The following is a 24,883-nucleotide window of genomic DNA, read 5'->3' as shown; positions in this document are numbered from 1 at the left end:
TGATTTTTGTGAGTCTTGTAACAATGCTCAGCTGCTTTTTGCGCTAAGATTGAAAAATACCCACATTGAACGTGTTTTAGTCAGGGCGTTTTGTTCTCTGAGGTGCCGATAAATGATATGTTTAACCTCAGAATGGAAACTCAGATAAAACGATGTTTTTCTGAGTAGAAACAGCAGAGTAGAAACAGGGGTGGTGCGCAGTCTGAGCGTGCCCGACAAAGAGACAGGAGAGACTGATGTCAGGTCAAAAGTTCCGACTGGTTACCCGCAGTGATTTTGACGGTCTGGTGTGTGCGGTGCTGCTGAAGCACCTCGATATGATTGATGATATTTTGTTTGTGCATCCTAAAGATATGCAGGATGGCAAAATCGAGATTACAGGTTCGGATATCACCACCAACCTGCCTTACGTAAAAGGCTGTCATCTGGCGTTTGACCACCACCTGAGTGAGACTCTGCGTAACGACAGCAGCATTGATAACCATATTATCGATCCTGAAGCGCCTTCTGCGGCACGCGTGGTTTATGACTACTACGGCGGTGCAGACAAGTTCCCGGCTTCCTGGAACGATATGATGGAAGCGGTAGACAAGGGTGACTCTGCTCAGTTCAGCCGTGACGAGATCCTGAAGCCGGAAGGCTGGGTACTGATGAACTTCCTGATGGATGCCCGTACGGGTCTGGGTCGTTTCCGTGAGTTCCGCATCTCTAACTACCAACTGATGATGCAGCTGATCGATTACTGCGCGCATCACAACATCGATGACATCCTCAAGCTGGAAGATGTTAAAGAGCGTGTTGAACTGTACTTTGAGCAGGAAGCGAAAGCGGTTGAGCAGATCAAACGCTGCAGTACCGTTCACGGCAATCTGGTGGTTCTGGATCTGCGTGAAGAAGACACGATCTGGGCGACTAACCGCTTTATGATTTATGCCCTGTATCCTGAGTGCAACATCTCCATTCACGTACTTTGGGGCCTGAAGCAGCAGAACACCGTATTTGCTGTCGGTAAATCGATTCTGGATCGTAGCTCTAACACCAATGTTGGCGAACTTTGCTTGCAGTATGGCGGTGGTGGCCACATGAATGCTGGTACCTGTCAGGTTGATAACGATAAAGCTGCAGAATCTCTGCAAGCTATTATCGCTAAGATCAACGCTGACGGCTGATCTGTTGGTCGTTTAAGCGGCTCCGGATAAAAGCACTGCAAGCCTTTAAAAGGGCATCGCAAGCCTTCGGTTCTTTGAGCCGAAGGCTTGTTTGTTTCTACTTCCACCAAAGATCGTTCGCTGATCTCTAAAGATGCTGAATCCGTCCTTCGGAGAGACCCATGTCAGACCAGACCGCTCGTGAGATTGCGCAATCTCAGCCAAAGCCCAAAATCACCATCTATTACTGCACCCAATGTAACTGGATGCTGCGCGCAGCCTGGATCGCACAGGAGATTCTTTACACCTTCAGTGATTATTTGCAGGAAGTGGCTTTGGCACCTTCAACCGGTGGCCGTTACGAAATCTGGCTGGAAGAGACGCTGCTTTGGGAGCGCAAAGCCGATGGCGGTTTTCCGGAGTCAAAGGTGATCAAGCAGCGGATTCGGGATGCCATCGATCCGGAGCGCTCTTTAGGGCATTCCGACAGTCCGGTGCGCTCCAGATCTGAGTAGGATTCTGATTGAGATGGGATGAAAGGCGTGACGCTTAGCGCTTCAGATGTTCGATCTGATTCAGCCCGTCACCGGAGAGCGCATAGGCCTGACCGAAACCCCGTACATAGGTTGCTCGTTCCGGCATCAGTTTCAGCAGATGGAAATCTCCTAAACCTTTCAGCAGATCAATAATTTCTCCAAAGCGCTCTTGCATCTGCTCCAGTCTGTCGGCAAATTCTGCCGCCTCTCTGGCGATCACATCAACGTGACCAACACAGGTGAAACGCTGTCGGGCAAAGAGTTGTCGGGTATCCTGCTCGTCCGCGATCAACATCCAGGAAACCTTTTTATTTTCCAGCAGATGCTGAGTATGAGCAGCCAGTTCACTGACGAAGATATAGTGATTACCCGCTTCATCTTCGATAAAGGGAGCGTAGCTTGCTTCCGGCCAGTCATCAGAGTTCAGTGTCGCGAGAATCAGAGTCTTACAGCTTTGTCGGAACTGATGCTGTTCCGCCTGGATATCACTGAGGGTCAGAGTGTTTTTAGGGGTTGGGCTGGTCATCGTCATCTCCACTGAAAAGCCATCAAACTGCAATACCGTCAGAGGCGGAATAGAAGACTATATCATCTGACGGCTTTTACCCAAGCTTAACCTTTCCGTTAACGTCATACCCCGGAGAGGGTTTTACAGGAGTCTCCATGACAAACAGTCAACAGGCGCAGGACAAGCGTGCTTTCCTCTTTGCGCTGACCGCCGTTCTTATGTGGTCCACCGTCGCCATCGCCTTCAAGCTGGGGCTTAGAGAGTTAGCTCCGGTTCAGCTACTGCTGTGGGCAGCAATCTTTTCTATCGTCACCCTAATGCTGACCGTAACCGTTCAGAAAAAATGGGCCCTGATTCGTGATCTGACGCCTGCTCAATGGCGGGCTTCGGTCCTTTTCGGCGCGCTGAATCCCGCGCTTTATTATGTGATTCTGTTTGCGGCCTATGACCTGCTGCCTGCTCAGGAAGCTCAGGCGCTGAATTACTCCTGGGCACTGACGCTGGCATTTTTGTCAGTACCGTTTTTAGGGCAGAAACTGAGGGTGCAGGATCTGTTAGCTGGTCTTGTTTGTTATGGTGGTGTTCTGGTCATTGCTACACGGGGAAATGTGCTCGGGCTGGAGTTCAGCAACCTGCCGGGTGTGGGGCTGGCGCTGTTCAGTACCCTGATCTGGGCGGGGTACTGGATTCTGAACACCAAAGATCAGCGAGAGCCTGTGGTTGGGCTTCTGCTGAATTTTGTTATGGCGCTGCCAATTCTGCTGGTGGTAAACCTCTGGCAGGGGCTCTTGATAGTGCCGGATTGGCAGAGTCTGGCAGCAGCAGCCTATATCGGAACCTTTGAGATGGGACTGGCGTTTGTCTGTTGGCTGACAGCAATGCGTCTGACCTCTCAGACTGCGAAAATCAGCAACCTGATCTTTCTGTCGCCCTTTATCTCTCTGATTCTGATCTATTTCCTGTTGGGAGAAACCATCTATCCATCCACCCTGATCGGTCTTGGCTTTATTATTGGCGGCCTTCTGATTCAACAGCATAAAAGCAGAGCCCAGAAAGATGCGTTGAAAGCGGCACTTAAATAGATCAGCCCTGAAGCCTGAACACACCTTTTTGTTACGGAGAAATTTTGCGATGTCGGTTAAAAAAGAGTCGATTCAAACCGGAATCTACCAACACTATAAAGGCCCGCGTTATCTGGTGATGGGCGAAGTAACTCACAGTGAAACCGAGGAAACCCTGGTACTTTATCGTGCGCTGTATGGTGAGCGCGGGCTTTGGGTACGTCCGGCCAGTATGTTCACCGAACAGGTTGAGGTAGAGGGCAAACTACAGCCAAGATTTGCGCTGGTTGAGGCTTGTGCGGATCAGCTGGCAGCCATTGACGCAAAGTAAGCTCGATCAGGCATGGTGAATCTGCCCCAGTAAACAGAAACGGCACAGTTCCAGTCAGAGCTGTGCCGTTTTTACTTCTGTTCAGAAGCAGGAAGCCTGAAACCAGAAACTAAAGGCTCTGCGTTAACCCTGCTCAGACATTTTTAAGAGTGGTTTAAGGCTTGGCCAGATATTATCCAATAACTGGCGCTGGGCTTCGGCTTTGGGGTGAATACCGTCGCTTTGCATCAGATCCGGGTAGATGGCAATTTTCTCCAGAATAAAAGGCACTACTGCGACCTGTTTTTGTTCAGCCAGTGCTGGATACACAGCAGCGAAGGCAGAGGTGTATCGACGGCCATAGTTAGGTGGCAGCTGAATGCCCAGTAATACGGGCGTTGCTTGTGCCTGACGACTAAGATCGATCATACGACTGAGGTTATTCTGCATCAGGTGCAGCGGCAGACCTCGCAAGCCGTCGTTACCGCCTAATTCGAGCAGAACCAGATCCGGCTGATGTTGTCGGAGTAGAGCAGGCAGACGGGTGAGTCCTCCCTGAGTGGTTTCACCACTGATACTGGCGTTGACCACCTGTGTCTCATAACCCTGCTGCTTTAGCCGTTTATCCAGTAGGTCAACCCAACCTTGTCCCTGACGCAGGCCGTAACCTGCACTGATACTATCGCCCAGAACCAGTAGCGTTTGCTTGGACTGAGGGGAATCGCCTGCCTGAACCTGAGTTGCGGTCAGCAGCAGAAAAGGCAGCATCAACAAAACAAGCAAACTGAACAGACGTCTGATCGTTGACGACAAAACAGACGTAGAAAGATAAGCACTGATAGCAACACCGGCCAGTATTTGGCTCTTCGCCGTACCGTTCACCGTTAAAGGATGTTGAATCGACATGAAGGCTCCCGCTTCTGAAAATCGTGAAAAAAATGCTAACACAGAGATCAAATCCGTTATACGCACCGACAAGCTGATCAGAACGGTCACCGATGCGGATGGTCAGGAACTGCATATTCTGCAAGGTGTGAACTGCCAGATCTATGCCGGTGAGAGTGTGGCGATTCTCGGAAGTTCCGGTGCCGGTAAATCAACTTTGCTCGGTCTTTTGGCGGGATTGGATCAGGCCTCCGGTGGTGAGATCTGGTTGAACGATCAGCCGATGAGCCAGTTGGACGAAGAGGGCAGGGCGCAGATGCGTCAGCAGGTGGGTTTTGTTTTTCAGTCCTTTCAGCTTTTAGAGCACCTGACGGCACTGGAAAATGTCATGCTACCGCTGGAGCTGGCTGGGGAGAAAGATTATCAGGCCAAAGCCCGTCAATGGCTGGAGCGTGTCGGTTTGGGCGAGCGCACCAAACATTATCCCCGTCAGCTTTCCGGTGGTGAGCAGCAGCGCGTTGCGATTGCCCGCGCCTTTGCTGGTGATCCGCTGGTGCTGTTTGCCGATGAACCAACCGGCAATCTGGACAGTGTTACTGGTCAGTCCATTATCGATCTGCTGTTTACCCTGAATAAAGAGAATAACACCACGCTTATTCTGGTGACCCATGACGCCAATCTTGCGCAACACTGCCAGCGTCGCCTGACCTTGAGTGATGGCCTTCTGCATGAAGAAGCGGCGGTTGCTGTTGCAGAGGAGGCCTGAGATGACGCAAGACAGGCTAGGTCAGGAAAAAGGGACTAAGCGCAAGGTGGCTCAGTGGCCGATGGCCTTTAAGCTATTGGCAAGGGAATGGCGTTCCGGTGATCTGAATCTGTTGTTTACCGCTTTGGTGTTGGCGGTGATGACGGTTGCCCTGACTGGTTTTATTGCCGACCGTCTGCAGCGGGGTATGGAGCAGCAAGCCGCTCAGCTGATGGGTGGTGATCTGGTATTACGCAGCCCCCGTGAGATTGACGATCGTTGGCTACAGGAAGCCCGTGATCGAGGCCTTGAGGCAGTACCCTCGCTGGAATTTGCCAGTATGGTGGCGGGTGATAACGGCTTTCAGTTATCTGCGGTTAAAGCAGTGGGCAGTGGTTATCCGCTAAAGGGAGGCTTGGAACTGGAACAGTCTTCTATAGGGGAGGGCAGGCTGCAGCGTCAGGAGATAGCGACCCAAGATGTTGAGGTTCGGTATGTGGACAGTGATGGTCTCTTACCTGCTCCCGGTGAAGTCTGGGTGGATCGGCGTTTGTTAACCGCTCTTAATGCTGCCATCGGCGGCGAGGTGGAGATCGGCCGTAAGCTGTTCACGATTACCCGTATTATTCATAAAGAGCCGGACCGCAGCGGTGGTTTTATGAGCCTGAATCCCCGCTCTTTGATCAACTTCAGCGATGTTGATGAAACCGGTGTGGTTCAGCCCGGCAGCAGGGTACGTTTCCGTTATATGTTTGCCGGTGATCTGGCAGTGATCGATCAGTTCAAAAGCTGGTTGGAACCTCAGCTGAAACCTTCCCATCGTCTGTTGGATATTCGTGAAGACAGGCCTTCCGTCGGCTCAGCACTCGATCGCGCTCAGCGTTATCTGCAACTGGCGAGTATCGGTGCGGTAATTCTCTCCGGCGTTGCGGTTGCCATGGCAGCGGGCCGTTTTGCCCGTCGTCGGCAGGATACGGTGGCGGTAATGGCAAGCTTTGGTTTTGCGGCACCGGTTATGGGCGGCATCTATCTGCGGCTTTTGCTGGCGCTCGGCGTGGCTGCGGCGTTAAGCGGTGCCCTGCTGGGGTATCTGCTGCAGTTGGCGGGTACTTCTCTGGTGGCGGATATGTTACCGGTTTATCTGCCATCAGCAGGCTGGCAGCCCTGGGGGCTTTCTATTGGCACGGGTATTCTTCTGCTGATGGGATTTGCTAGTGCACCTCTGCGTCAGTTGCGCAATGTTTCACCGTTAAGAGTGTTCCGTCGTGATCTGGAGATGACCTCGCCCTCCTCTTTTGTGGTGTATGGTCTGGCGTTGGCAGCTCTGGTGGTAATGATCTACTGGTACAGCTCAGATGCCCGCCTGACCCTATGGTTAACGGTAGGACTGGTTGCTGTGTTGGCGCTGTCGGCTCTTTTGACCTTGGGGTTGTTCCGCGTACTGAAACTGATCGGTCCGCGTTTGCCAATGCGACCAAGACTGGCGGTTCGTAGCTTGTATAGTCATAAGCAGACTGCTTTGCCGCAGGTGATGGCTTTTGGTCTGGTGTTGATGGTGGTGGCTCTGGTGGCGCTGATCCGAAATGATCTTCTGGCCAGTTGGCAACAGCAGTTGCCGCAAAGTGCACCGAATTACTTTGCCATCAATATCCAGCCCTATGAAAGTGAAGCTTTTGCGCAACGACTGGATCAGGCTCAGGTTGAGCGCTCGCCGCTGTATCCCATTGTTCGCGGTCGTCTGACCGAGATTAACGGTCAGCCTGCCCGTGATGCTGTGCCGGAAAAAGCGAAGGAAGATAACGCCCTGCACCGGGAGCTGAACCTGACCTGGCGTTCGGATCTGCCGGATGATAATCAAGTGATTGCGGGTCGCTGGTGGGGAGAAAACTATCAGACCGGTTCTGAAGGACCAATTCCTTTATCTCTGGAATCCGGTATGGCGGAGCGTTTGAGCTTAGGCATGGGCGATACCCTGAGCTTTGATCTTGCGGGGCAGATTATCACGGGTGAAGTGACCAACATTCGTCAGGTGAACTGGGATAACTTCCAGCCTAATTTCTACGTGATTACCCCGCCAGGTGTGCTGGAACAGATGCCGCAGACCCTGTTGGCAAGTTTTTACTTGTCTGAGCAACAGAAGCGTATCGTGCCGGATCTGGTGAAAAGCTTCCCTGCGGTCTCCTTGCTGGATATCAGCCAGATTCTGGAACAGGTGCGCCAGATTCTGGAGCAGGTAACCCTGGCGATTGAGGTGATGCTCGGCTTTACCCTGCTCAGTGGGCTGGTACTACTTCTGGCGGCGGTGAAAAATAGTCTGGATGAACGATTGCGGGAGGGGGCGCTCTATCGCACTTTAGGAGCATCAGGCAGTATGATTCGCAGCATTCAGCGCTATGAGTTTGTTTTACTTGGACTTGTTGCCGGACTGCTGGCGCTGATGGCATCTGAACTGACCGCCTTTCTGCTGTACCGGAATCTGTTTGACTTAGACTATAGTCTAAGTTTTACTCATTGGCTGGTTCTGCCAATGTCCGGGGCGGTCATTATTACCTTGGCGGGTCTCTGGGGCACACGCTTTGTGGTGAAACAGCCGCCACTTCAGGTCTTACGTGCCGGATAGCAGACTTTTCTGCCCCTTGGGCTGGAGCCGTTTTTGCATAACCCTTCAACGGGTGTTGAATATAATGAACAAAGAGCTGCACCGGCTTTTTTGATGAGTGCCAGCCTGACCGGCTATCCTCCGGTCGCAGGCTTTGGGCTACTCGTTCAGCTTCGTCCTGACCCTGATGGAGTTCCGACCGGTCGCCGATAAAAAAATACAAGGATATCGATAGACCATGAGCGCAGAGGCACGTCCCCATTCATCGGAAATTGCGTCAAATTCTAATGCTTCGTCAGCAGATCAGGATCTGCTGACGAAGGAGAACACGCTGTCAGTAGACCCTGAAGAGGCGATCGACAGCGCAGAGCTGGCAGATCATCGTTTTCCTGCCAGCGATAACTTTACAGATAACAATGCTGGCTTGCCGTTTCGGGTCCATCCCCGCCGGGATGAGCTATATAACGAACTGCACGCCCGGCCTTTTCCTGTCGTACAAACCCCTGCCCGGGTTTCGCGTCTTGCGGTACTGATTCCGGAAGAAGATCGCGATCGTGAATTCGCCCATCTGCAGAATCTCTGTCAGCGCTATGGCGTGAATATGCCTGCGGAGAACTGCAGCTTCTATCAGGCTGATTTTGGTAGTTTTCAGTTCCGCTGTGGTCGTCACATGGAATTTGTCACCTACACCTTTATTCGCCCTGAGACCAGTGAGCAGCCGTTTAACTCCACAGCCCTTGAGCTGATTCCTCAGGATTGGCTGCGCCAGATGCCGGGTGAAGTGGTCGCGGCATTCCACATTGAGATGCTGGATGCCAGTCAGCCAGCACTGAATCGTGAGCAGCTGAAAACCAGTTTTGAAGGTCAGCGTCTGGTCAGCGGTAGTCTGATGGATGGTGACGCCACCGTCTGGAGTGCTTTCCGTTTGCACGGTGATGGTTTTGGCCGTTTCCTGATCCACAACCACGGCCTGAACAATAACCAGACCGGTCGTTTGCTGCAGCGTCTGGTTGAGATGGAAACCTATCGTCTGATGGCATTGCTGGCGCTTCCGGAAGCACGTCGTCTGGGTCCTTCTTTGCAGGACGTGGATCGTAAACTGGCGGCGATTATTGCCAGTGCAGCGGATATGAAAGACCACGCTGATGAACGCAAGATGCTGACGGATCTGTCTCAGCTTGCTGCTCAGGTTGAACGCTGGCGCACCAATACCAATTACCGTTTCTCTGCCATGCGGGCGTATTACTCGCTGGTGATGAAGCGAATGGATGAGTTGAGGGAGCAGCAGGTAGAAAACTATTTCACCATCGGCTCCTTTCTGGAACGTCGTCTGACGCCCGCTTTTAATACCTGTGAATCTATCAGTGAGCGACTGGAGGATCTGGCGCGTCGTATCGAACGTGCCGGTGATCTGCTGCAAACCCGAGTGGATCTGACCATTGAAGCGCAGAACCAGAGTCTGCTCTCATCCATGGATCGTCGGGGCAAGCTGCAGATGCGTCTGCAGGAAACGGTAGAAGGTCTTTCTATCGCGGCGATTAGCTACTACATGGTGAGTCTGGTCAAGATTCTGGTTGGCGCTGCTTACAGTGCTGGTTTCGCCGTGAACAAAGATCTGATTACGGGGATTTCTGTTCCTGTTGTCGTGGCACTGGTTTGGTGGCTGACCCATAGGGTGAAAAAAGCCATTATGAAAGCCAGTAATTCAGAGCCGGATATTTGATCTGTCTGATCCGGTTCTGAATGCAGAGCATAAAACCAAGCGTTGTGGTAGGGATTGCTTTTTATCCCGATAGCGCTAAAGTGAGGCCAGCTGATGCTGGCCTTTCTTTTTTAATGATCAGCCCAATTATCTGTACATCAATGCCGAATCTGCGTTATCGAATTGGCATGGCCATCTCAAGATGAAATTCAACACCTTTGAACACAGGACCTTCTTATGTCTGTACAAGCGACCATTGAAAGCAAACTCACCGATCAGCTGTCACCTCTGGTGATCTCTGTGGAAAATGAAAGTCACAAGCACAGCCGTGGTGAGAACTCGCATTTTAAGCTGACTGTAGTTTCAGAGGTGTTTGCAGGTCTGCGTCCGGTACAGCGTCACCAGAAAGTGTATGGTGTGCTGGGTGATGAGCTGGAGTCCGGAGTTCACGCGTTAGCGATTCATGCTTACACGCCGGAAGAGTGGCAAAGCCGGGGTGGAGAAGTGCCTGCGTCTCCGAACTGTCTGGGTGGCAGCAAGCACGATAAATAACAGATCAGGGTTGGCACTTTTCACGCTCAGAGCTGACTGCTCTCTCAGTGCCAACCGTTTCCATTGATCTTTAAGGTTCGTTTTACCCTTCGTGTGGTTTTTTTATCTACAGGCCTAGTAATGCGGGGGGATCTCTTTAGAGGGATCGAACTCTTCTATGCCTGAATTATTTTGTTCGCCTTTTTCTTTTATCTCCTTATAAAGCTCGCGAACAGCGTCTTCTAATAACTGAATTCTTTTATCCTGTTCCGCGATTACGTTATTCAGAGCTTCTATGGTATCGTCCTGAAAGGCGAGCTTGAATTCCAGTTCGTCGATTCTGTCTTCTGGCATGTTTTGATTCCTGACAAGGGTTAGGATTCAGGCACTTCAAGTGCCGGGGATGCTCTGTATAATAGAGCCTTGCTTAGTGGCGACAAGATGAAGTGTGCGACACCAGCCTTCTATACCACAGCTCTGCTGGTCTTTACTTCATTTTATTGCTTTTTGAAGAACCATGGGAAAGCACTCGTAAAGACTAGCTTGAGTGTTAGTTCTTTGTTTTTTAAGTGAATTTTAATAATAACTAATTGTTTATGAGAGAGTAAGTATGAGCAAAAATTCCTTTGTTCGTTGTGTGTTAATCAGTGTGGTTATGGCCGTTGTTGGGCCGTTTGTTCTCGATCTGGCAACTCAGTCAGGAGAACAGGGATTGCGTGCTAATGGACATTATGTGCCTGCAGCGATTGTATTTTTTCTGACCACCTTCTTAGGCACTGCGGTTCTGAATTACCTGACACCTCAGTTAGCGAATATTGCTAATGATGAGAATGATGACCGTGAAATGGGCACCGTTAAATGGTTTAACGTTTCTAAAGGTTTTGGTTTTATTACCCGTGATTCCGGTGGTGATGTTTTTGTTCACTTCCGTTCGATTCGCGGCACCGGCCATCGTTCACTGGCAGAAGGGCAGCGTGTTCGCTTCGCCATTATCACCAGTGATAAAGGTCTGCAGGCTGAGGACGTGACTGTTATTAGTTAAGTCTTAAGTTCTGTACAAAAGATACCCGGCACTTTCCTGTGAAGTGACCGGGTATTTTTTTGCCTGCTTTTCAGCGGCTTGGCTATGCTGATAGTGACTCGGTTTCTCTTTCGGCAGGAGGCTGTCTTTGTCCGCATCGCTACCTAATATTCCTTTTCCGGTTCGCCAGCCTTGTCCGCCAGGTGTCTGCGAGTGCGGTCATCAGGATCTGATTGAGGGCACACAGCAGGATATCCGTATTCTTCGTCTGACTCTGACGGAGGAAAAGAAGCTGATCACTCGGTTAGAAGCGGTCAGTGACTTTGATGACCTGCAGAAGATGCAGCGCCTGATGGATGAGCAGTTGGGAATTCAGCTGGAGATTTCACCCGGGCATACCGAGGTGCGCAGTGCCCGTGGTCTTGAGATACGTTTTAAAGAGCAGTCAGGGCTTTGCCGTAAAACCCGAAAAAACATTCCTGCAGCGATCCGTCGTTGCCTGACGGCGAAACCGGAAATCCTCTATCGCTTGCTGGATAGCTTCGACCTCTTCCGTGAGCTGTAATCCTGCTCAGAGTAACCACGTATTCCTGCCTGAAAGCGAAAAGGCCAAAGCATTAAACTTTGGCCTTTTAGTGAAGCTGATCAGGACAAATCGTCTGCAGTGGAAAATAGAGCTTAGTCCGGCCAGCTGATTTCGCCTTCACCTTTCTTGCTGATCTGCCACCAGAGATCCATCGGCTGATCCGGTTCCCAGGAGCCAACGGAGCAGCGAATGGTGCTGTTAAAGAAGGCAAACGCAGCGCGGGCGCATTCGATATCCGTTGTCCAGCCACTTTCAGGGCTGTCGAACCAGATGCTCCAGTATTTACCGGCTGCTTTTTCTACCACATGCACAGGGACTTCGGTGCCGTCGGCTTTTACCGCCTGATAAAGCAAGGTGCGTTTATCCAGGCGCTTCGGCTCGGAGTAGCTGGCGAAGAGTTCTTTAAACCAGCTTTCGATGGTTTCCAGATCCGGGTCCTGTACGTAAATTTCGATATCGGGAAAAACTTCAGTTGTCATCGTTATGATCCGTTCTTTTTCCTGTGCGCGGGCTGTCGTCATTAACATCCATGCTCAGAAAGCGATAAATACGAAAAGCGCTTAAGCCAAGATACCCCAGCAGTCCCAGTGATGCACCTATGCCCATGGTCGCCAGTGACAGCAGGGCAACCAGCTCACGACGCAGGGGCTCAAGATGGGTTGCCCCTTCCGCCCACATTAGCATGCCGGCACCAACAAAAAAGATGATGGTGCCTATAGTGACCCGCCTCAGATTCTGCTGGGTATTCTGAGACATTTTGATCAGACGCTTTCTAAGACTCATAGCGTTCAGAACCTGTTTTGAGTCATCAGACTTAGCGTGCTATCAGGTCAGCAGACGCGTCATGATGCCCTGATAGATGCCGGTCAGCTTGTTCAGGTCATCCGCCAGAATATGCTCGTTCACCTTGTGGATGGTAGCGTTACAAGGGCCTAGCTCAACCACCTGAGTACCGGTTGGTGCGATAAAGCGGCCATCGGAGGTACCACCGGAGGTGGATAGTTCTGTGGTGATATTGGTGGCTTCCAGAATCGCACCACGGCAGGCATCGACTAGATCGCCTTCAGGGGTCAGGAAGGGCAGGCCATTCAGAGTCCATTGCAGGTCATATTCCAGCTCATGTTTGTCCAGAATCGTGTGCACCCGTTGCTTAATCTGATCGGCAGTCAGCTCGGTAGAGAAACGGAAGTTGAACACCACTTCCACATCACCCGGGATCACATTGGTAGCACCTGTACCGCCATTGATATTGGAGATCTGGAAACTGGTCGCCGGGAAGTATTCGTTGCCTTCATCCCAGTGCTCGGTGGAGAGTTCTGCCAGTGCCGGAGCAACCTGATGAATCGGGTTACGTGCCAGATGTGGATAAGCCACGTGGCCCTGGATGCCTTTTACCAGCAGCTTAGCGCCTAGAGAACCACGACGACCGTTCTTGATGATATCGCCGGTGTGGTGAGTACTGGATGGCTCGCCCACGATACACCAGGTCATCTTCTCGCCACGGGCCTCTAAGTGCTCAACCACTTTGACCGTGCCGTTAACCGCTGGGCCTTCTTCATCTGAGGTGATCAGGAATGCGATAGAGCCTTTGTGATTCGGATTAGCAGCAACAAACTCTTCACAGGCGACAACCATAGACGCCAGACTGCCTTTCATATCCGCCGCACCGCGACCGTACAGCATGCCTTTCTCGTCGATCATCGGCTCGAAAGGGGCATGTTTCCAGTTGGCTTCAGGGCCGGTTGGTACAACATCGGTGTGACCGGCAAACGCCAGTACAGGTGCCTCGGTGCCGCGACGTGCCCAGAAATTGTCCACATTGCCAAATCGCAAGCGCTCGATTTTGAAACCGATCGCTTCCAGACGCTCAATCATCAATTCCTGACATCCGGCATCTTCCGGAGTTACGGAGTGGCGGCTGATAAGATCAAAGGCAAGCTGTAGCGTCGGCGACAAAGCTTCGGTCTGGGACATGGGACAAGAGTTCCTGTGTTTTGGTGTATCAAAAAATAGGGTCATTTCAGCTTTGGCTGAACGGCAGTAAACGGGCTGTTTGAGCACTTTTAATCAGCCCGCCATGATACCGGAAAGCGGCGGCCTTGTAATGAGGGTGAATGCTGATGATCTGGTTAAAAAATAGACACTTTTCTGCAGCTAACGTCAGTTCTGTGCTTGCTGTAGTTATCGCCAGCTTATCCACAGTCTGACTCAGTTTGGCTGTGGAAATAACGGATCGTTTTGCCAAAACCGGCAAGTTGGAAAATCGGTTTGAGATTTCCGAAAAGAGTGGTCAAAAAATAATCAGTCGTCGCCAGATGGCATAAAGACTACAGTTAGCAGGGTTATCTCCAGTTTATCCACAGGCGGGTTCAGTCCCGCTGTGGACATAAACTGTGTGATGCCTATGCACCTCTGGCAGGGCAGAAAGTAGACTGACATTTCAGATGATACAGACGCACATTCGGATCCGAGAAGAAGGCAACTTCCCACGGGTTCTTATCGATAAAGGCGGCTTTAACCGGCTGATAAAGCGGATGTTTTTCCGGAACCTCATAAGCGATGGCGTCGATCAGCACATAGTTCCACTCGATGGCATTCTCAAAGGTGAAACTGGCGCGTTGGTCAATGGCAAAACAGCAGCGTATGTCCCTCTGTAGTTGCTGAACTTTGAAGGTGGAGGGGAAGGAGATAATAAAAATGTCATCTTCCGTTGTGGATAAGAATGCCATCACTGTGGTGTGAGGCTGTTCCGGGGTGCGAGTGACAAGAACACCTATCTTGTTTGTGTACTCGTCGGTGTTAAATTCCGGGACTTCTACCAGAGGAGTAATGGGCAGTTCCCGCATTTTCCGCTCATCACTTGGATATTGATAACCCGGTTCTCTAAGAGCAAGGGCCTCAGACATACCATGAACCAGGCTGAACTCGCGATAATCTACCGTGAGCTGATTACCCGCCACGGCCCTGACCCGTGCTTTATAAGAGCTACGAAACACCCTTAGCTCCGCATCATATTCATCAACCCCGGTACGGTTATCCAGATGGATGGTCAGCAGATCCCCTTTGCTGAATTTATGCCCAAGAGGCAGGTTTACCGTCAGATGGTTATCATCGTGGAAGCTGACTTTCGCGATAGCCATATCGATGGTATCGCTTTGTCCGGTTGGATCGTAGGCTGCAACAACAGCAATGGCGGGGCTGCCGATCACTTCGGCCAGGTTATCTACTGCAAAATCCATACTGAGATGCTCCGGGTCGGAAAAATCGTCGGTTGTCTGATGAGACGGAATGTCAGCATTTGTCTGAGACAGGCTTTCTATTGAGGATATCTTATTGTTTGCTGTTTGGCTGTCATCTGAGTGACCTTCGGAACGGTCTGCTGAGTTGTCGTCCGAAAAACACCAAACGCGAACGGCTTCTCTGATCCCTTTCAGGGAAACCAGATCCGAGTTTAGGAAATATCGGTTCAGAATCTGTTCGTTCAGACGGTTATCGGACGAGGCAAGCTTCTGATACAAGGCATCAGAAATCAGCAGGTTTTTACCCAGTGTTTTGGTCAGCGCTTCAATACGGGAGGCACGATTGACCGCTGGACCCAAGGCGGTAAAGCTTCGTTTTTGTGGTCCGCCGAACTCACCCAGAAGGGCGGGGCCGAAGTCGATCCCGATGCCGATTTGAAAGCGGTAGGCGAAAGCTTCTTCGAAATAGTCATTCAGCTTTTTCAGGGTGCTTAGCATCTCCAGTGCAGCGTTAACCGCCTGAGAACAGGCTACTGATGACGGGCTTTCAAGCCCGAAAATGGCCATAAAGCCGTCCCCGAGATATTTATCCAGATAACCCTGATGCTGAATCACCACCTGCTCCATGGCCTGAAAGTAGCGGTTAAGCATATGGGTAATATCGTAGGGCAGGTGCTGCTGACTGAATTCAGTAAAGTTGCGGATATCACAGAAAAGAATGGCCACACTGTGGCTGCGGGCGCTGGGGACAATGCCATTTTCCAGCACGTTGCGGATATCGAACTCATCCCGGATAACACGGCGCAGGCTTACGGAACCTTTGGCCTTGCACTGACAGGCCAGACGCACTTCATGGGGTAGCTGCTTTCGGGCCTTCAGGCGTTTCTCTTTGTCTGTCTCAGGGCTCAGGTTTTCCTGTCCGGATTCAATGACAACTCTGCAGGTGGAACAGCGACCCTGTCCGCCGCATTCGTGCACATGGGGGATTCCGGCTTTAAGTGCCTGACACAGCAAGGTCTCCTCAGGATCAAGGGCAAGGGAGATTTCATTTTTAAAGCTGAGCTGAAATCCGGCGTCAAACTTGTTCCCTGAAGAAAGGATACGCGTCGCTTTGGAAGAGGAGGGTGAGGCAGACATAGATGATGACTTGCTAATCCTGAAATGAGTTTTCCAGTTTAGGGGCTGGCTATCATCTTGTCATCCGTACGGAAGTGGATTGAGAGAAAGAGATTATTAACTTTGAGTGTTTAATCGATGCGTAAGCTTTTATCAGGAATAGCAGACAAAGAAAAAGCGGCCAGTTGGCCGCTTTTCTGATGCACTGAAACAGCTAAGTTTGGCTTAGTTATTCGCGTGCAGTGCTTCGTTCAGCTCGATCGCGGTTTTGTTGGTCAGACACTCAACAGCACCGTTCTGAGAGTTACGACGGAACAGCAGGTCATCTTTGTTAGCCAGTTCACGGGCACGTGCGACTTCAACCAGTTCACCGCTGCCGTCCAGTACGTTCACTTTAGAACCGGCAGTGATGTACAGACCCGCTTCAACGGTGCAGCGATCTCCCAGAGGAATACCGATACCAGCATTTGCGCCCAGCAGACAGCCTTCGCCCACAGAGATGATGATGTTGCCGCCACCAGACAGAGTGCCCATAGTGGAGCAGCCACCGCCCAGATCGGAACCTTTACCAACCATAACGCCAGCAGAGATACGGCCTTCGATCATACCCGGGCCTTCAGTGCCTGCGTTAAAGTTCACGAAACCTTCGTGCATGATGGTGGTGCCTTCACCCAGGTATGCACCGAGACGTACACGAGCTGTATCTGCGATACGGGTACCAGCTGGTACAACGTAGTCGGTCATTTTCGGGAACTTGTCTACGCAATCCACAGAGATGGTCTTACCGTTCAGGCGGGACTGCAGCTGGCGCTGTGGCAGTTCGCTCAGGTCGATAGCGCCTTCGCTGGTCCAGGCAACGTTTGGCAGCAGGCCGAACATGCCGTTCAGGTTAGTGCCATGAGGCTTAACCAGACGGTGAGACAGCAGGTGCAGCTTCAGGTAAACCTCAGCAACAGACTTAGGATCGGTATCTTCTTCAATGAAGGTTGCGATCAGAGGGCGCTTGCTGTCAGCCAGAGAAGCTACCAGAGCGGCCTGTTCTGCTTCACCAGCCGCCTGCAGAGCTGCAGCCAGAGCGGTTGCTTTGTCGCCAGCGAATTCGATCGCCTGATTGCCGCCCTGGTAACCCAGAGTGTCAGTGATCGCTTCGATCAGGCTTACTGCAGGGTTCAGCAGAGGTTGTGCGTAGAAAACTTCCAGCCACTCGCCTTTGCTGTTCTGAGTACCAACGCCAAAGCCAAAGCTGAAAAAAGGTGATGCAGTCATGTTAACTCCCGAAGAGGTCGAGACAGCAGGGCTGCCTAAAAATTACGGTTAAAAGTATAGGGTCTTAAATTGTTGATTCAGAAAATCAAAGGGCATTCGCCGATCGGTTACAGAGCAAAGAACGCCTGATAGTCCGTATCTTTAAAGCCGGTTTTAAACTGGTCGTCTTTAGCCAGAACAGGCCGCTTAACCAGCGTCGGGCTGGCCAGCATCAGAGCGATTGCCTTTGCCTGATCCAGATTTTCTTTATCTGCGGCGTCCAGTGCACGCCAGCTGGTGCTGCGCTTGTTCAGTACCTGCTCCCAACCCAGTGCATTGCACCACAGAGTCAGGTCGGCTTCTGTCAGTCCGTCTTTGCGGAAATCATGAAACTGATAGTCCAGCTGGTTATTCTCCAGCCAGGTGCGGGCTTTTTTGACCGTATCGCAGTTGGGGATACCGTACAGCGTCAGGGGCATTAGCGGCCTCGTTAGATAGTTTGTCTGTCAAATACGATGTTAAACATCGATGATCCGCCCCTGATGTTCCGCCTTTATGATGGTGAGCATCAGGGGCTGAGAGATGGTTAAAGCGATTCTACAAAACGGCGGATACGCTGAGCGGCTTCGACACACTCGTCCATCGTTGCAACCAGCGCCATACGAACACGGTTACTGCCCGGGTTCTGGCCATCAATCGTGCGGGACAGGTAGCTGCCTGGCAGTACGGTTACGTTCTGCTGTTCGAACAATTTCTGGGCGAAAGCTTCTTCATTGATCGGCGTTTCAGGCCACAGATAGAAGCTGGCTTCCGGCAGGTCGAAGTTGAGTACCGGTTTCAGGATCTCGCCTACACGCTCGAACTTCTCGGTATATACCGCACGGTTGGCGATGGTGTGATCTTCATCGTTCCAGGCTTCGATGCTGGCCAGCTGATGCTGAACTGGCATGGAGCAGCCGTGGTAGGTGCGGTAGAGCAGGAACTTCTGCATCAGCTCAGCTTCACCGGCGATAAAGCCGGAACGCAGACCCGGCAGGTTAGAGCGCTTCGACAGACTGTGGAAAACCACGCAGTTTTTATAGTCGTCACGACCCAGTTCAGCACATGCCTGTAGCAGCCCCGGTGGTGGTGTCTGCTCATCGAAATAGATTTCGGAGTAGCACTCGTCAGAGGCGATTACAAAGTCGTACTGGTCAGATAGCGCAATCAGCTTTTTCAGCACATCAAGGCTGGCAACGGCGCCCGTTGGGTTACCCGGGCTGCACAGGAAAAGCAGTTGGGTGTTCTGCCAAATTTCCGCAGGCACAGCATCAAAATCCGGGATAAAGCCGTTCTCAGCCAGGCACGGCATAAAGTAAGGCTCGGCACCAGCCAGATAAGCGGCACCTTCATAGATCTGATAAAACGGATTCGGAGAGGCAACCAAAGCCCCCGGCTTTCGCTCGATCAGCGCCTGAGTGAAGGCAAAGATCGCTTCACGGGTACCGTTAACGGGCAGGACATGGTCTTCAGCGGTCAGGGTATCTGGTTTCAGAATAAAACGACGCTGACACCAGTGTGCAATCGCTTCACGCAGTTCAGGCAGTCCCTTGGTAGTCGGGTAGTTGCTGATGCGGTTCAGGTTATGACGCAGGCTGTTCAGTACAAATTCCGGAGCCGGATGACGGGGCTCGCCAATGGAAAGCGCAATGTGTTCCAGATCTGAAGGTGGTGTCACCTGATTTTTCAGGGTGGTCAGCTTCTCAAAAGGGTAAGGCTGTAATCGGTTCAGATCTGGATTCATACCGGCTTCCATCATCAGGGTATTTATTTGGCCGACCATTATAATCAAGGCGGTAGAGACCGACAAACCCGCTGGGCTTTTTACAGGTTGAAAGAAGCCTATCTTTGGTTTGATGGGGGCGGTTTTGGGGTACAGGTTTATTGAATTGCAGAGATATAAAGAAGGCGATCCTGAGATCGCCTTCGCATTTTGTTCTGACAGCTTTGCTCATCAACGGTTTTAATGTCCGTTTGATACCTGCTCATCAAGATCACGACAGATACGGGCGCGCAGGTTTTCGCACAACTCAGGATCACTGATCGGCCCCAGATGGCGATCGGTGATCACGAAGATATCCTCTACCCGCTCACCCAGGGTGATGATCTTCGCGGAGAGGATGTTGATATCCATCTCAACAAAGATACGGCCGATACGGGCCAGCAGTCCCGGGCGATCCGGTGTGATCACCTCAAGTGTGGTGCGCTGGGTTACCGGGTCGTTGCTGATAATCACCTGTGTCGGCATGGTGAAGTGTTTCAGCTGGCGCGGTGTGCGGCGCTGGACAATTTCGCTGTAGTCAGCCGGATCATCCAGTTCTTCGATCAGAACCTGTTTGATCTCTTCGATGCGGGCTTCGTCCCGAATCGGCTCATCGTTGCTCTCCAGCACAATATAGGTATCCAGCGTGTAGCCGTTGCTGGAGGTGCTGATGCGGGAGTCGTGAATGTTCAGACCCAGTTGTTCCATGGCGGCAACGGTGGCCGCAAACAGGTGGTCCTGCTCTTTGGTGTAGATAAAGATCTTGGTGCCGCCGACCTGTTCCACTTTCTTCGGATTGGTCACCAGAACCAGCGGCATGTCCGGCTCTTTGTGTTCCAGAATCTGTTCGGTCTGGAAGGCGATCTCACGGGCGCTGTCCTGCAGGAAGTATTCTTCACCCAGCAGGTTCCACAGCGGCCAGATACGGGTTTCTTCCACGCCCCATTTTTTCAGGAATACCAGTGCATCCTGTTGGGTTTCAGCAACCCATTCATGGCGGTCAATCGGGTTCTCAAGGCCACGACGCAGAGCGCGTTTGCTTTCAACATAAAGCTGCTGCAATAGGGTGGCACGCCAACTGTTCCAGAGGTTTGGATTCGTCGCGTTAATATCGGCTACAGTCAGTATGTAGAGATAATCCAGTCGGGTTTCATCCCGCACAGTCATGACAAATTCCTGAATCACTTCCGGATCGGAAATATCTTTCTTCTGGGCTGTCATGGACATCAGCAGGTGATGCTCTACCAGCCAGCTGACCAGGCGGGCATCATGCTTACTCAGATGATGGCGCTCGCAGAACTGCAGCACATCCTTCGCGCCCAGCTCCGAGTGATCACCACCCCGGCCCTTGCCGATATCGTGGTAGAGACCGGCGATATAGGCCAGTTCACGCTTTGGCAGGCGATGGAAAATCTGTGCGGCATAGGGGAATTCTTTGCGTGCTTCCTCCTTCTGGAAGCGGTGCATAAATTTCAGCAGCAGCAGGGTGTGGGCATCCACGGTGTAGATATGGAAAAGATCGTGCTGCATCAGGCCGATGGCATAGCCAAACTCCGGCAGATACTTACCCAGAATACCGTAACGGCTCATGCGGCGTAGCTGACGGGCAACATTGCCCGGACTGCGCAGCAGCTCCATAAACAGGGAGGAGTGACGAATATCCTGACGGAAGCTTTCGTCGATCAGGTGGCGGTTATCCCGCAGCAGTCGGATGGTCGACGCGCGAACACTTTCGATCTGCGGGTTTTGCGCCATCAGCAGGAAAATTTCCAGCAGGGCAAAAGGGTTGTTCTCGAAGACACGGTTATGGGTGGCTTCGATCTTGCCGTTTACGATCTGGAAGCGTTTGTTCAGGATCTCGACCTGAGCTTCATGCTGGGATTGCAGGATGGCATCATCAAAGTGCTGCATTAGTACATCGTTCAGTTCGGTCAGCGACATTACCACGCGGTAATAACGGCGCATAAACTGCTCAACAGCCAGACGTTCATCGTTATCAGCGTAGCCAAACAGCTCCGCCAGAGTTCGCTGATGATCAAACAGCAGACGATCTTCGGCGCGTTTAGCGGTCATGTGCAGGGCGTAGCGCACCTGCCAGAGAAATGCCTGTCCCTGTTCCATAATGCGGACTTCGGATTCGGTCAGGAAGCCTTCCCGCATCAGGCCTTCAAGGGTATGAGTGCCGAAGTGACGTTTGGCCACCCAGCCGATCATCTGAATATCTCTTAAGCCGCCGGGTGATGATTTGATATTGGGCTCAAGGTTGTATTCGTTGTTGTTGTACTTGTAGTGACGCTTGATCTGTTCCTGCCACTTGGCTTCGAAGAATTCACTGCTGCTCCACATGTGCTCTGTGCCGAGGCGCTTGATCATCTCTTCGCGCAGGCTGTCTGGGCCGACAATAGTGCGGTTTTCCAGCAGGTTGGTGGCAACGGTGATATCGGCTTTGGCTTCCCGCTCGCAATCGGACAGGGAGCGGACGCTGTGACCGATATCCAGACTGATATCCCACATAAAGGTAATCAGACGCTCAAGACTATCCCGGTAGGGGGTGTCGTCGTCATCACGGAGGAGAATCAACAGGTCGATATCGGAATGAGGGTGCAGTTCACCGCGGCCATATCCACCTACTGCCAGCAGGCTGATATTGTTGTCCGGCCAGTCAAACTGCTCCCAGACCACGCTTAATAGCTGGTCGATAAACCAGGCCCGGCCATGAACCAGATCCCGGATATCGGCACCGTCTAAGAAGCGTTGGTCTAATTTTTCCTGAACACTCTGGATGGTTTGTTTAAAGAGGCTAATGGTGGATTTAGCCTCAGCCAGCTGCTGTTTAAAGGTGTGTTTGTTAAACAGTGATGGATCTGGTTCAAACTCATAGGGTGTCAGTGGCATGGGAGCGTCCGTATGTTACAGATCAGTTTCTTCTTTTCTCAGGGTCAGGATTTCACAGCCATCTTTGGTCACAAGAATGGTGTGTTCATACTGAGCAGATAAACTACGATCTTTTGTCACTACAGTCCATTCGTCTTTTAATACTTTGCAGTGACGTTTTCCTGCATTCACCATAGGTTCGATGGTGAACGTCATACCTTCTACCAGCTTCATACCGGTGCCGGCTTTACCGTAGTGCACAACTTGTGGCTCTTCGTGGAAGCCTTTACCGATACCGTGACCACAGTATTCGCGCACAATGGAGAAGCCACTGGCTTCCGCGTGCTTCTGAATCACTTCGCCGATGTCGCCAAGGGTGGTGCCTGGTTTTACGATGCGCAAAGCTTTATACAGACATTCCTGAGTCACCTGGCACAGGCGTCGTGCCTGAATTTTGGCTTCACCAATAATAAACATCTTACTGGTGTCGCCGTGGTAACCATCTTTGATTACGGTGATGTCGATGTTGATGATATCGCCGTTTTTCAGCACCTTGCTTTCGCTTGGAATGCCGTGACAGATCACCTGGTTAACAGAGGTGCAGATCGACTTAGGGAAGCCGTGGTAGTTCAGGGGGGCGGGGATGGCATCCAGCTCATTTACGATATAGTCGTGGCAGATACGGTTCAGCTCTTCAGTGCTGACACCCGCTTTTACGTGAGGCTCAATCATTTCCAGAACCTCAGCAGCCATACGGCCAGCCACGCGCATTTTTTCAATTTCTTCGGGTGTTTTGATAATTGCAGTCATATCAGATCTATTTTGCCATCAGTTCAGATAAATAATGTGCTGAAATGGTAACCCTTATTGGGAAAGGGTGGGAGTGGCTGAACGGGATAAAATTAAAAAATTGACTCTTTCTGTCGGAAATAAATTCATAGCTTGCTTTTTCAACAGTAAAAATCCGCCGATTCCTGCTGCTTTCTTTATATTAAACTTGTTCTGTGGTATAAAGCCGCGCGCCTATATGCAAACTGTGTCCCGTATAGCTGAATAACTTCGGCTGTGTGGTTGATGCATTTGTCTGTAGCGCACCTAAATTACCTAAACGACACACACACACCGGCACGTAGTTCTGGGTGCCCGGCGAAAGTTTTGGCTTTCAAAGGGTTGGATTATGGGGTGTGTGGAGGTTTAACCCTAAATTTCTAGGAGTCAAAATGTCTCAAGTTTCTATGCGTGATCTGCTGAAAGCAGGTGCTCACTTCGGTCACCAGACCCGTTACTGGAACCCGAAAATGTCTAAGTTCATTTTCGGCGCTCGTAACAAGATCCATATCATCAACCTGGAGCACACTGTTCCTGCGCTGAATGATGCTCTGTCTTTTGTTGAGAAGCTGTCTTCCGGCAAAAACAAAGTTCTGTTTGTTGGTACTAAGCGTGCAGCAAGCAAAGTGGTTAAAGAAGAAGCAGCTCGCGCTGGCATGCCATACGTAAACCACCGCTGGTTGGGTGGTATGCTGACTAACTACAAGACTATCCGCCAGTCTATCCGTCGTCTTCGTGATCTGGAAGCGATGCAGAACGATGGTACGTTCGACAAGCTGACCAAGAAAGAGGTTCTGATGAACACTCGTGAAATGGCTAAGCTGGAACGCTCTATCGGTGGTATCAAAGATATGGGTGGTCTGCCGGACGCTCTGTTCGTAATCGACGTTGACCACGAGCGTATCGCGATCAATGAAGCGAACAAACTGGGTATCCCTGTTATCGGTATCGTTGATACTAACAGCAACCCAGACGGCGTTGACTTCGTTGTTCCTGGTAACGACGACGCGATCCGTGCGATTCAGATCTATGCACAGGGTGTTGCTAACGCTTGCCTGAAAGGCAAAGAAGGCAGCGCTTCTGAAGACGAATTCGTAGAAGTTAGCGAAGAGTCTGCAGAGTAATTGATTGTGCCGGCTCTGTTACAGAGCCGTCATACGTCGCTGATATTTTGATCAGCGACGACAGTTAACTCTGCGAAGGGGGCGTAAGCCCCCTTTTGCAAATCCGGTTTTTCATATCAGATCAAGAGGTTATTCATCATGGCTGCAATCAGCGCATCTATGGTTAAAGAGCTGCGTGAGCGTACTGGCTTAGGCATGCTGGAGTGCAAAACTGCACTGAAAGAAACTGATGGCAACATCGAACTGGCAATCGAAAACCTGCGTAAGTCAAGCGGCATGAAGGCAGCTAAAAAAGCTAGCCGTGTTGCAGCTGACGGTGCAGTAGCAACTAAAGTAGCGGCTGACGGCAGCTACGGTGTTGTTCTGGAAGTTAACTCTGAGACTGACTTCGTTGCTCGTGACGAGAACTTCAAAGGTTTCGTTCAGGCTGTTGCTGATAAAGTATTCGAAGCTAAAGAAACTGATATCGCTGCTGTTATGGCTGGCGATCTGGAAGCAGCGCGTGAAGCTCTGGTTCAGAAAATCGGTGAGAACATCTCTGTACGCCGTGCAGCGATCGTAGAAGCTCCAGCTGGCGGTATCGTTGGCGAGTACGTACACGGTGGCCGTATTGGCGTTCTGTCTGTACTGACTGGTGCAAACGCTGAAGTTGCTAAAGACGTTGCTATGCACGCTGCAGCAGTTAACCCTCGCGTTGCTCGTCCGGAAGACATGCCAGCTGAAGAGCTGCAGAAAGAGAAAGAGATCATCATGGCTCAACCTGATATGGAAGGTAAGCCTGAAGAGATCAAAGAGAAGATGGCTGTTGGTCGCGTTAAGAAGTTCCTGGCTGAGAACAGCCTGGTAGAACAAGCTTTCGTTAAAGATCCATCTCAGACTGTTGCTGCTTTCGTTAAAGCTAACGGCGGCGAAGTACAGTCTTTCATCCGTTTTGAAGTGGGTGAAGGTATCGAGAAAGTTGAAGAAGACTTTGCAGAGGAAGTGCGTAAGCAACTGGCTTAATTCGCATTTCTGATGTAATTCA

The 24,883-nt window shown here is 51.3% G+C and carries 24 protein-coding genes; 12 read left to right on the top strand and 12 right to left on the bottom strand.

Annotated features, from left to right (window positions below; translation table 11 throughout):
• The first annotated feature begins 236 nt into the window (after positions 1 to 236).
• Both BV405_RS11160 and BV405_RS11155 read left to right on the top strand, forming a co-directional pair.
• A complete protein-coding gene (locus BV405_RS11160; RefSeq protein WP_086480915.1) occupies positions 237 to 1,169 on the top strand; it encodes a DHH family phosphoesterase in 933 nt (310 codons plus the stop codon).
• A gap of 161 nt (positions 1,170 to 1,330) precedes the next feature.
• Positions 1,331 to 1,663: an Rdx family protein gene (locus BV405_RS11155; protein ID WP_086480914.1), complete on the top strand. Its 333-nt coding sequence runs from the start codon at positions 1,331 to 1,333 to the stop codon at positions 1,661 to 1,663.
• 34 nt (positions 1,664 to 1,697) lie between these two features.
• Here the strand turns inward: BV405_RS11155 and BV405_RS11150 are convergent, their stop codons facing one another.
• A complete protein-coding gene (locus tag BV405_RS11150; protein ID WP_086481174.1) occupies positions 1,698 to 2,210 on the bottom strand; it encodes a pyridoxamine 5'-phosphate oxidase family protein in 513 nt (170 codons plus the stop codon).
• 137 nt (positions 2,211 to 2,347) lie between these two features.
• On the opposite strand from BV405_RS11150, the gene BV405_RS11145 reads away from it, so the two are divergent.
• Both BV405_RS11145 and BV405_RS11140 read left to right on the top strand, forming a co-directional pair.
• Positions 2,348 to 3,274, top strand: coding sequence for a DMT family transporter (locus BV405_RS11145; protein WP_086480913.1), 927 nt, complete (start codon positions 2,348 to 2,350; stop codon positions 3,272 to 3,274).
• Between the two features lie 49 nt (positions 3,275 to 3,323).
• Positions 3,324 to 3,584 (top strand): DUF1653 domain-containing protein, encoded by a 261-nt coding sequence (locus BV405_RS11140; RefSeq protein WP_086480912.1) that lies wholly within the window; start codon positions 3,324 to 3,326, stop codon positions 3,582 to 3,584.
• 123 nt (positions 3,585 to 3,707) lie between these two features.
• Here the strand turns inward: BV405_RS11140 and BV405_RS11135 are convergent, their stop codons facing one another.
• Positions 3,708 to 4,469: an arylesterase gene (locus BV405_RS11135; protein ID WP_342743952.1), complete on the bottom strand. Its 762-nt coding sequence runs from the start codon at positions 4,467 to 4,469 to the stop codon at positions 3,708 to 3,710.
• Here BV405_RS11135 and BV405_RS11130 point away from each other — a divergent pair.
• The 4 genes from BV405_RS11130 to BV405_RS11115 all read left to right on the top strand — a co-directional run bounded on the left by BV405_RS11130 (position 4,468) and on the right by BV405_RS11115 (position 10,046).
• The gene (locus tag BV405_RS11130; RefSeq protein WP_086480911.1) at positions 4,468 to 5,214 is read left to right on the top strand and encodes an ABC transporter ATP-binding protein; all 747 of its coding nucleotides are present in this window, start codon (positions 4,468 to 4,470) and stop codon (positions 5,212 to 5,214) included. The genes BV405_RS11135 and BV405_RS11130 overlap by 2 nt on opposite strands.
• Before the next feature lies 1 nt (position 5,215).
• Complete coding sequence (locus BV405_RS11125) at positions 5,216 to 7,813, top strand: ABC transporter permease (protein ID WP_176330118.1); 2,598 nt, start codon at positions 5,216 to 5,218, stop codon at positions 7,811 to 7,813.
• 217 nt (positions 7,814 to 8,030) lie between these two features.
• On the top strand, positions 8,031 to 9,515 hold the full coding sequence (locus tag BV405_RS11120; protein ID WP_086480909.1) for a DUF3422 family protein: 1,485 nt from the start codon (positions 8,031 to 8,033) through the stop codon (positions 9,513 to 9,515).
• 216 nt (positions 9,516 to 9,731) lie between these two features.
• Complete coding sequence (locus tag BV405_RS11115; RefSeq protein WP_086480908.1) at positions 9,732 to 10,046, top strand: BolA family protein; 315 nt, start codon at positions 9,732 to 9,734, stop codon at positions 10,044 to 10,046.
• Between the two features lie 114 nt (positions 10,047 to 10,160).
• Here BV405_RS11115 and BV405_RS11110 read toward each other — a convergent pair whose 3' ends face one another.
• A complete protein-coding gene (locus BV405_RS11110; RefSeq protein WP_086480907.1) occupies positions 10,161 to 10,379 on the bottom strand; it encodes a SlyX family protein in 219 nt (72 codons plus the stop codon).
• Between the two features lie 256 nt (positions 10,380 to 10,635).
• Between BV405_RS11110 and BV405_RS18030 the strand changes: the two genes are divergently transcribed.
• Positions 10,636 to 11,067, top strand: coding sequence for a cold-shock protein (locus BV405_RS18030; protein WP_086480906.1), 432 nt, complete (start codon positions 10,636 to 10,638; stop codon positions 11,065 to 11,067).
• A gap of 127 nt (positions 11,068 to 11,194) precedes the next feature.
• Positions 11,195 to 11,611: a hypothetical protein gene (locus BV405_RS11100; protein ID WP_086480905.1), complete on the top strand. Its 417-nt coding sequence runs from the start codon at positions 11,195 to 11,197 to the stop codon at positions 11,609 to 11,611.
• A 113-nt stretch (positions 11,612 to 11,724) separates the two neighbouring features.
• Here BV405_RS11100 and BV405_RS11095 read toward each other — a convergent pair whose 3' ends face one another.
• From BV405_RS11095 to map, 9 genes are all read right to left on the bottom strand, one after another.
• Entirely contained in the window at positions 11,725 to 12,111 is a 387-nt protein-coding gene (locus tag BV405_RS11095) for a hypothetical protein (RefSeq protein ID WP_086480904.1), read from the bottom strand.
• Positions 12,101 to 12,415 (bottom strand): hypothetical protein, encoded by a 315-nt coding sequence (locus BV405_RS11090; RefSeq protein WP_086480903.1) that lies wholly within the window; start codon positions 12,413 to 12,415, stop codon positions 12,101 to 12,103. Before BV405_RS11090 ends, BV405_RS11095 begins: the two co-directional genes overlap by 11 nt.
• A gap of 42 nt (positions 12,416 to 12,457) precedes the next feature.
• Positions 12,458 to 13,606: a succinyl-diaminopimelate desuccinylase gene (gene dapE / locus BV405_RS11085; protein WP_086480902.1), complete on the bottom strand. Its 1,149-nt coding sequence runs from the start codon at positions 13,604 to 13,606 to the stop codon at positions 12,458 to 12,460.
• Between the two features lie 428 nt (positions 13,607 to 14,034).
• Positions 14,035 to 16,008 carry an adenylate/guanylate cyclase domain-containing protein gene (locus BV405_RS11075; RefSeq protein WP_086480900.1) on the bottom strand — a complete coding sequence of 658 codons (1,974 nt, stop codon included), beginning with the start codon at positions 16,006 to 16,008 and terminating at the stop codon, positions 14,035 to 14,037.
• Between the two features lie 204 nt (positions 16,009 to 16,212).
• Positions 16,213 to 17,253 carry a 2,3,4,5-tetrahydropyridine-2,6-dicarboxylate N-succinyltransferase gene (gene dapD / locus BV405_RS11070; protein ID WP_086480899.1) on the bottom strand — a complete coding sequence of 347 codons (1,041 nt, stop codon included), beginning with the start codon at positions 17,251 to 17,253 and terminating at the stop codon, positions 16,213 to 16,215.
• Between the two features lie 107 nt (positions 17,254 to 17,360).
• A complete protein-coding gene (locus BV405_RS11065) occupies positions 17,361 to 17,711 on the bottom strand; it encodes an ArsC family reductase (RefSeq protein ID WP_086480898.1) in 351 nt (116 codons plus the stop codon).
• A gap of 107 nt (positions 17,712 to 17,818) precedes the next feature.
• The gene (dapC, locus tag BV405_RS11060) at positions 17,819 to 19,015 is read right to left on the bottom strand and encodes a succinyldiaminopimelate transaminase (protein WP_086481172.1); all 1,197 of its coding nucleotides are present in this window, start codon (positions 19,013 to 19,015) and stop codon (positions 17,819 to 17,821) included.
• A 219-nt stretch (positions 19,016 to 19,234) separates the two neighbouring features.
• Complete coding sequence (locus tag BV405_RS11055; RefSeq protein WP_086480897.1) at positions 19,235 to 21,928, bottom strand: [protein-PII] uridylyltransferase; 2,694 nt, start codon at positions 21,926 to 21,928, stop codon at positions 19,235 to 19,237.
• A 15-nt stretch (positions 21,929 to 21,943) separates the two neighbouring features.
• Positions 21,944 to 22,717 (bottom strand): type I methionyl aminopeptidase, encoded by a 774-nt coding sequence (gene map, locus BV405_RS11050; RefSeq protein WP_086480896.1) that lies wholly within the window; start codon positions 22,715 to 22,717, stop codon positions 21,944 to 21,946.
• A gap of 410 nt (positions 22,718 to 23,127) precedes the next feature.
• On the opposite strand from map, the gene rpsB reads away from it, so the two are divergent.
• Positions 23,128 to 23,859 carry a 30S ribosomal protein S2 gene (gene rpsB, locus BV405_RS11045; RefSeq protein ID WP_086480895.1) on the top strand — a complete coding sequence of 244 codons (732 nt, stop codon included), beginning with the start codon at positions 23,128 to 23,130 and terminating at the stop codon, positions 23,857 to 23,859.
• Between the two features lie 138 nt (positions 23,860 to 23,997).
• Entirely contained in the window at positions 23,998 to 24,861 is an 864-nt protein-coding gene (tsf, locus tag BV405_RS11040) for a translation elongation factor Ts (protein WP_086480894.1), read from the top strand.
• Positions 24,862 to 24,883: the final 22 nt, after the last annotated feature.

Source organism: Oceanospirillum sanctuarii, assembly GCF_002150805.1.
In the GTDB taxonomy this organism is placed as follows: domain Bacteria; phylum Pseudomonadota; class Gammaproteobacteria; order Pseudomonadales; family Halomonadaceae; genus Oceanospirillum; species Oceanospirillum sanctuarii.
The sequence above is the reverse complement of the archived record's forward strand: the minus strand, read 5'-3'. Positions and strand labels throughout refer to the sequence as shown.

Bases quoted from the DNA above. Each gene is read 5' to 3' on its own strand.
- BV405_RS18030 (WP_086480906.1), top strand. From the start codon at position 10,636: ATGAGCAAAAATTCCTTTGTTCGTTGTGTGTTAATCAGTGTGGTTATG.
- BV405_RS11120 (WP_086480909.1), top strand. From the start codon at position 8,031: ATGAGCGCAGAGGCACGTCCCCATTCATCGGAAATTGCGTCAAATTCT.
- BV405_RS11095 (WP_086480904.1), bottom strand. From the start codon at position 12,111: ATGACAACTGAAGTTTTTCCCGATATCGAAATTTACGTACAGGACCCG.
- BV405_RS11090 (WP_086480903.1), bottom strand. From the start codon at position 12,415: ATGAGTCTTAGAAAGCGTCTGATCAAAATGTCTCAGAATACCCAGCAG.
- BV405_RS11125 (WP_176330118.1), top strand. From the start codon at position 5,216: ATGACGCAAGACAGGCTAGGTCAGGAAAAAGGGACTAAGCGCAAGGTG.
- dapE (WP_086480902.1), bottom strand. From the start codon at position 13,606: ATGTCCCAGACCGAAGCTTTGTCGCCGACGCTACAGCTTGCCTTTGAT.
- BV405_RS11065 (WP_086480898.1), bottom strand. From the start codon at position 17,711: ATGCCCCTGACGCTGTACGGTATCCCCAACTGCGATACGGTCAAAAAA.
- BV405_RS11155 (WP_086480914.1), top strand. From the start codon at position 1,331: ATGTCAGACCAGACCGCTCGTGAGATTGCGCAATCTCAGCCAAAGCCC.
- BV405_RS11140 (WP_086480912.1), top strand. From the start codon at position 3,324: ATGTCGGTTAAAAAAGAGTCGATTCAAACCGGAATCTACCAACACTAT.
- BV405_RS11055 (WP_086480897.1), bottom strand. From the start codon at position 21,928: ATGCCACTGACACCCTATGAGTTTGAACCAGATCCATCACTGTTTAAC.
- BV405_RS11145 (WP_086480913.1), top strand. From the start codon at position 2,348: ATGACAAACAGTCAACAGGCGCAGGACAAGCGTGCTTTCCTCTTTGCG.
- BV405_RS11135 (WP_342743952.1), bottom strand. From the start codon at position 4,469: ATGTCGATTCAACATCCTTTAACGGTGAACGGTACGGCGAAGAGCCAA.
- map (WP_086480896.1), bottom strand. From the start codon at position 22,717: ATGACTGCAATTATCAAAACACCCGAAGAAATTGAAAAAATGCGCGTG.
- tsf (WP_086480894.1), top strand. From the start codon at position 23,998: ATGGCTGCAATCAGCGCATCTATGGTTAAAGAGCTGCGTGAGCGTACT.
- dapD (WP_086480899.1), bottom strand. From the start codon at position 17,253: ATGACTGCATCACCTTTTTTCAGCTTTGGCTTTGGCGTTGGTACTCAG.
- BV405_RS11160 (WP_086480915.1), top strand. From the start codon at position 237: ATGTCAGGTCAAAAGTTCCGACTGGTTACCCGCAGTGATTTTGACGGT.
- BV405_RS11115 (WP_086480908.1), top strand. From the start codon at position 9,732: ATGTCTGTACAAGCGACCATTGAAAGCAAACTCACCGATCAGCTGTCA.
- BV405_RS11150 (WP_086481174.1), bottom strand. From the start codon at position 2,210: ATGACCAGCCCAACCCCTAAAAACACTCTGACCCTCAGTGATATCCAG.
- rpsB (WP_086480895.1), top strand. From the start codon at position 23,128: ATGTCTCAAGTTTCTATGCGTGATCTGCTGAAAGCAGGTGCTCACTTC.
- BV405_RS11110 (WP_086480907.1), bottom strand. From the start codon at position 10,379: ATGCCAGAAGACAGAATCGACGAACTGGAATTCAAGCTCGCCTTTCAG.
- BV405_RS11130 (WP_086480911.1), top strand. From the start codon at position 4,468: ATGAAGGCTCCCGCTTCTGAAAATCGTGAAAAAAATGCTAACACAGAG.
- BV405_RS11075 (WP_086480900.1), bottom strand. From the start codon at position 16,008: ATGTCTGCCTCACCCTCCTCTTCCAAAGCGACGCGTATCCTTTCTTCA.
- dapC (WP_086481172.1), bottom strand. From the start codon at position 19,015: ATGAATCCAGATCTGAACCGATTACAGCCTTACCCTTTTGAGAAGCTG.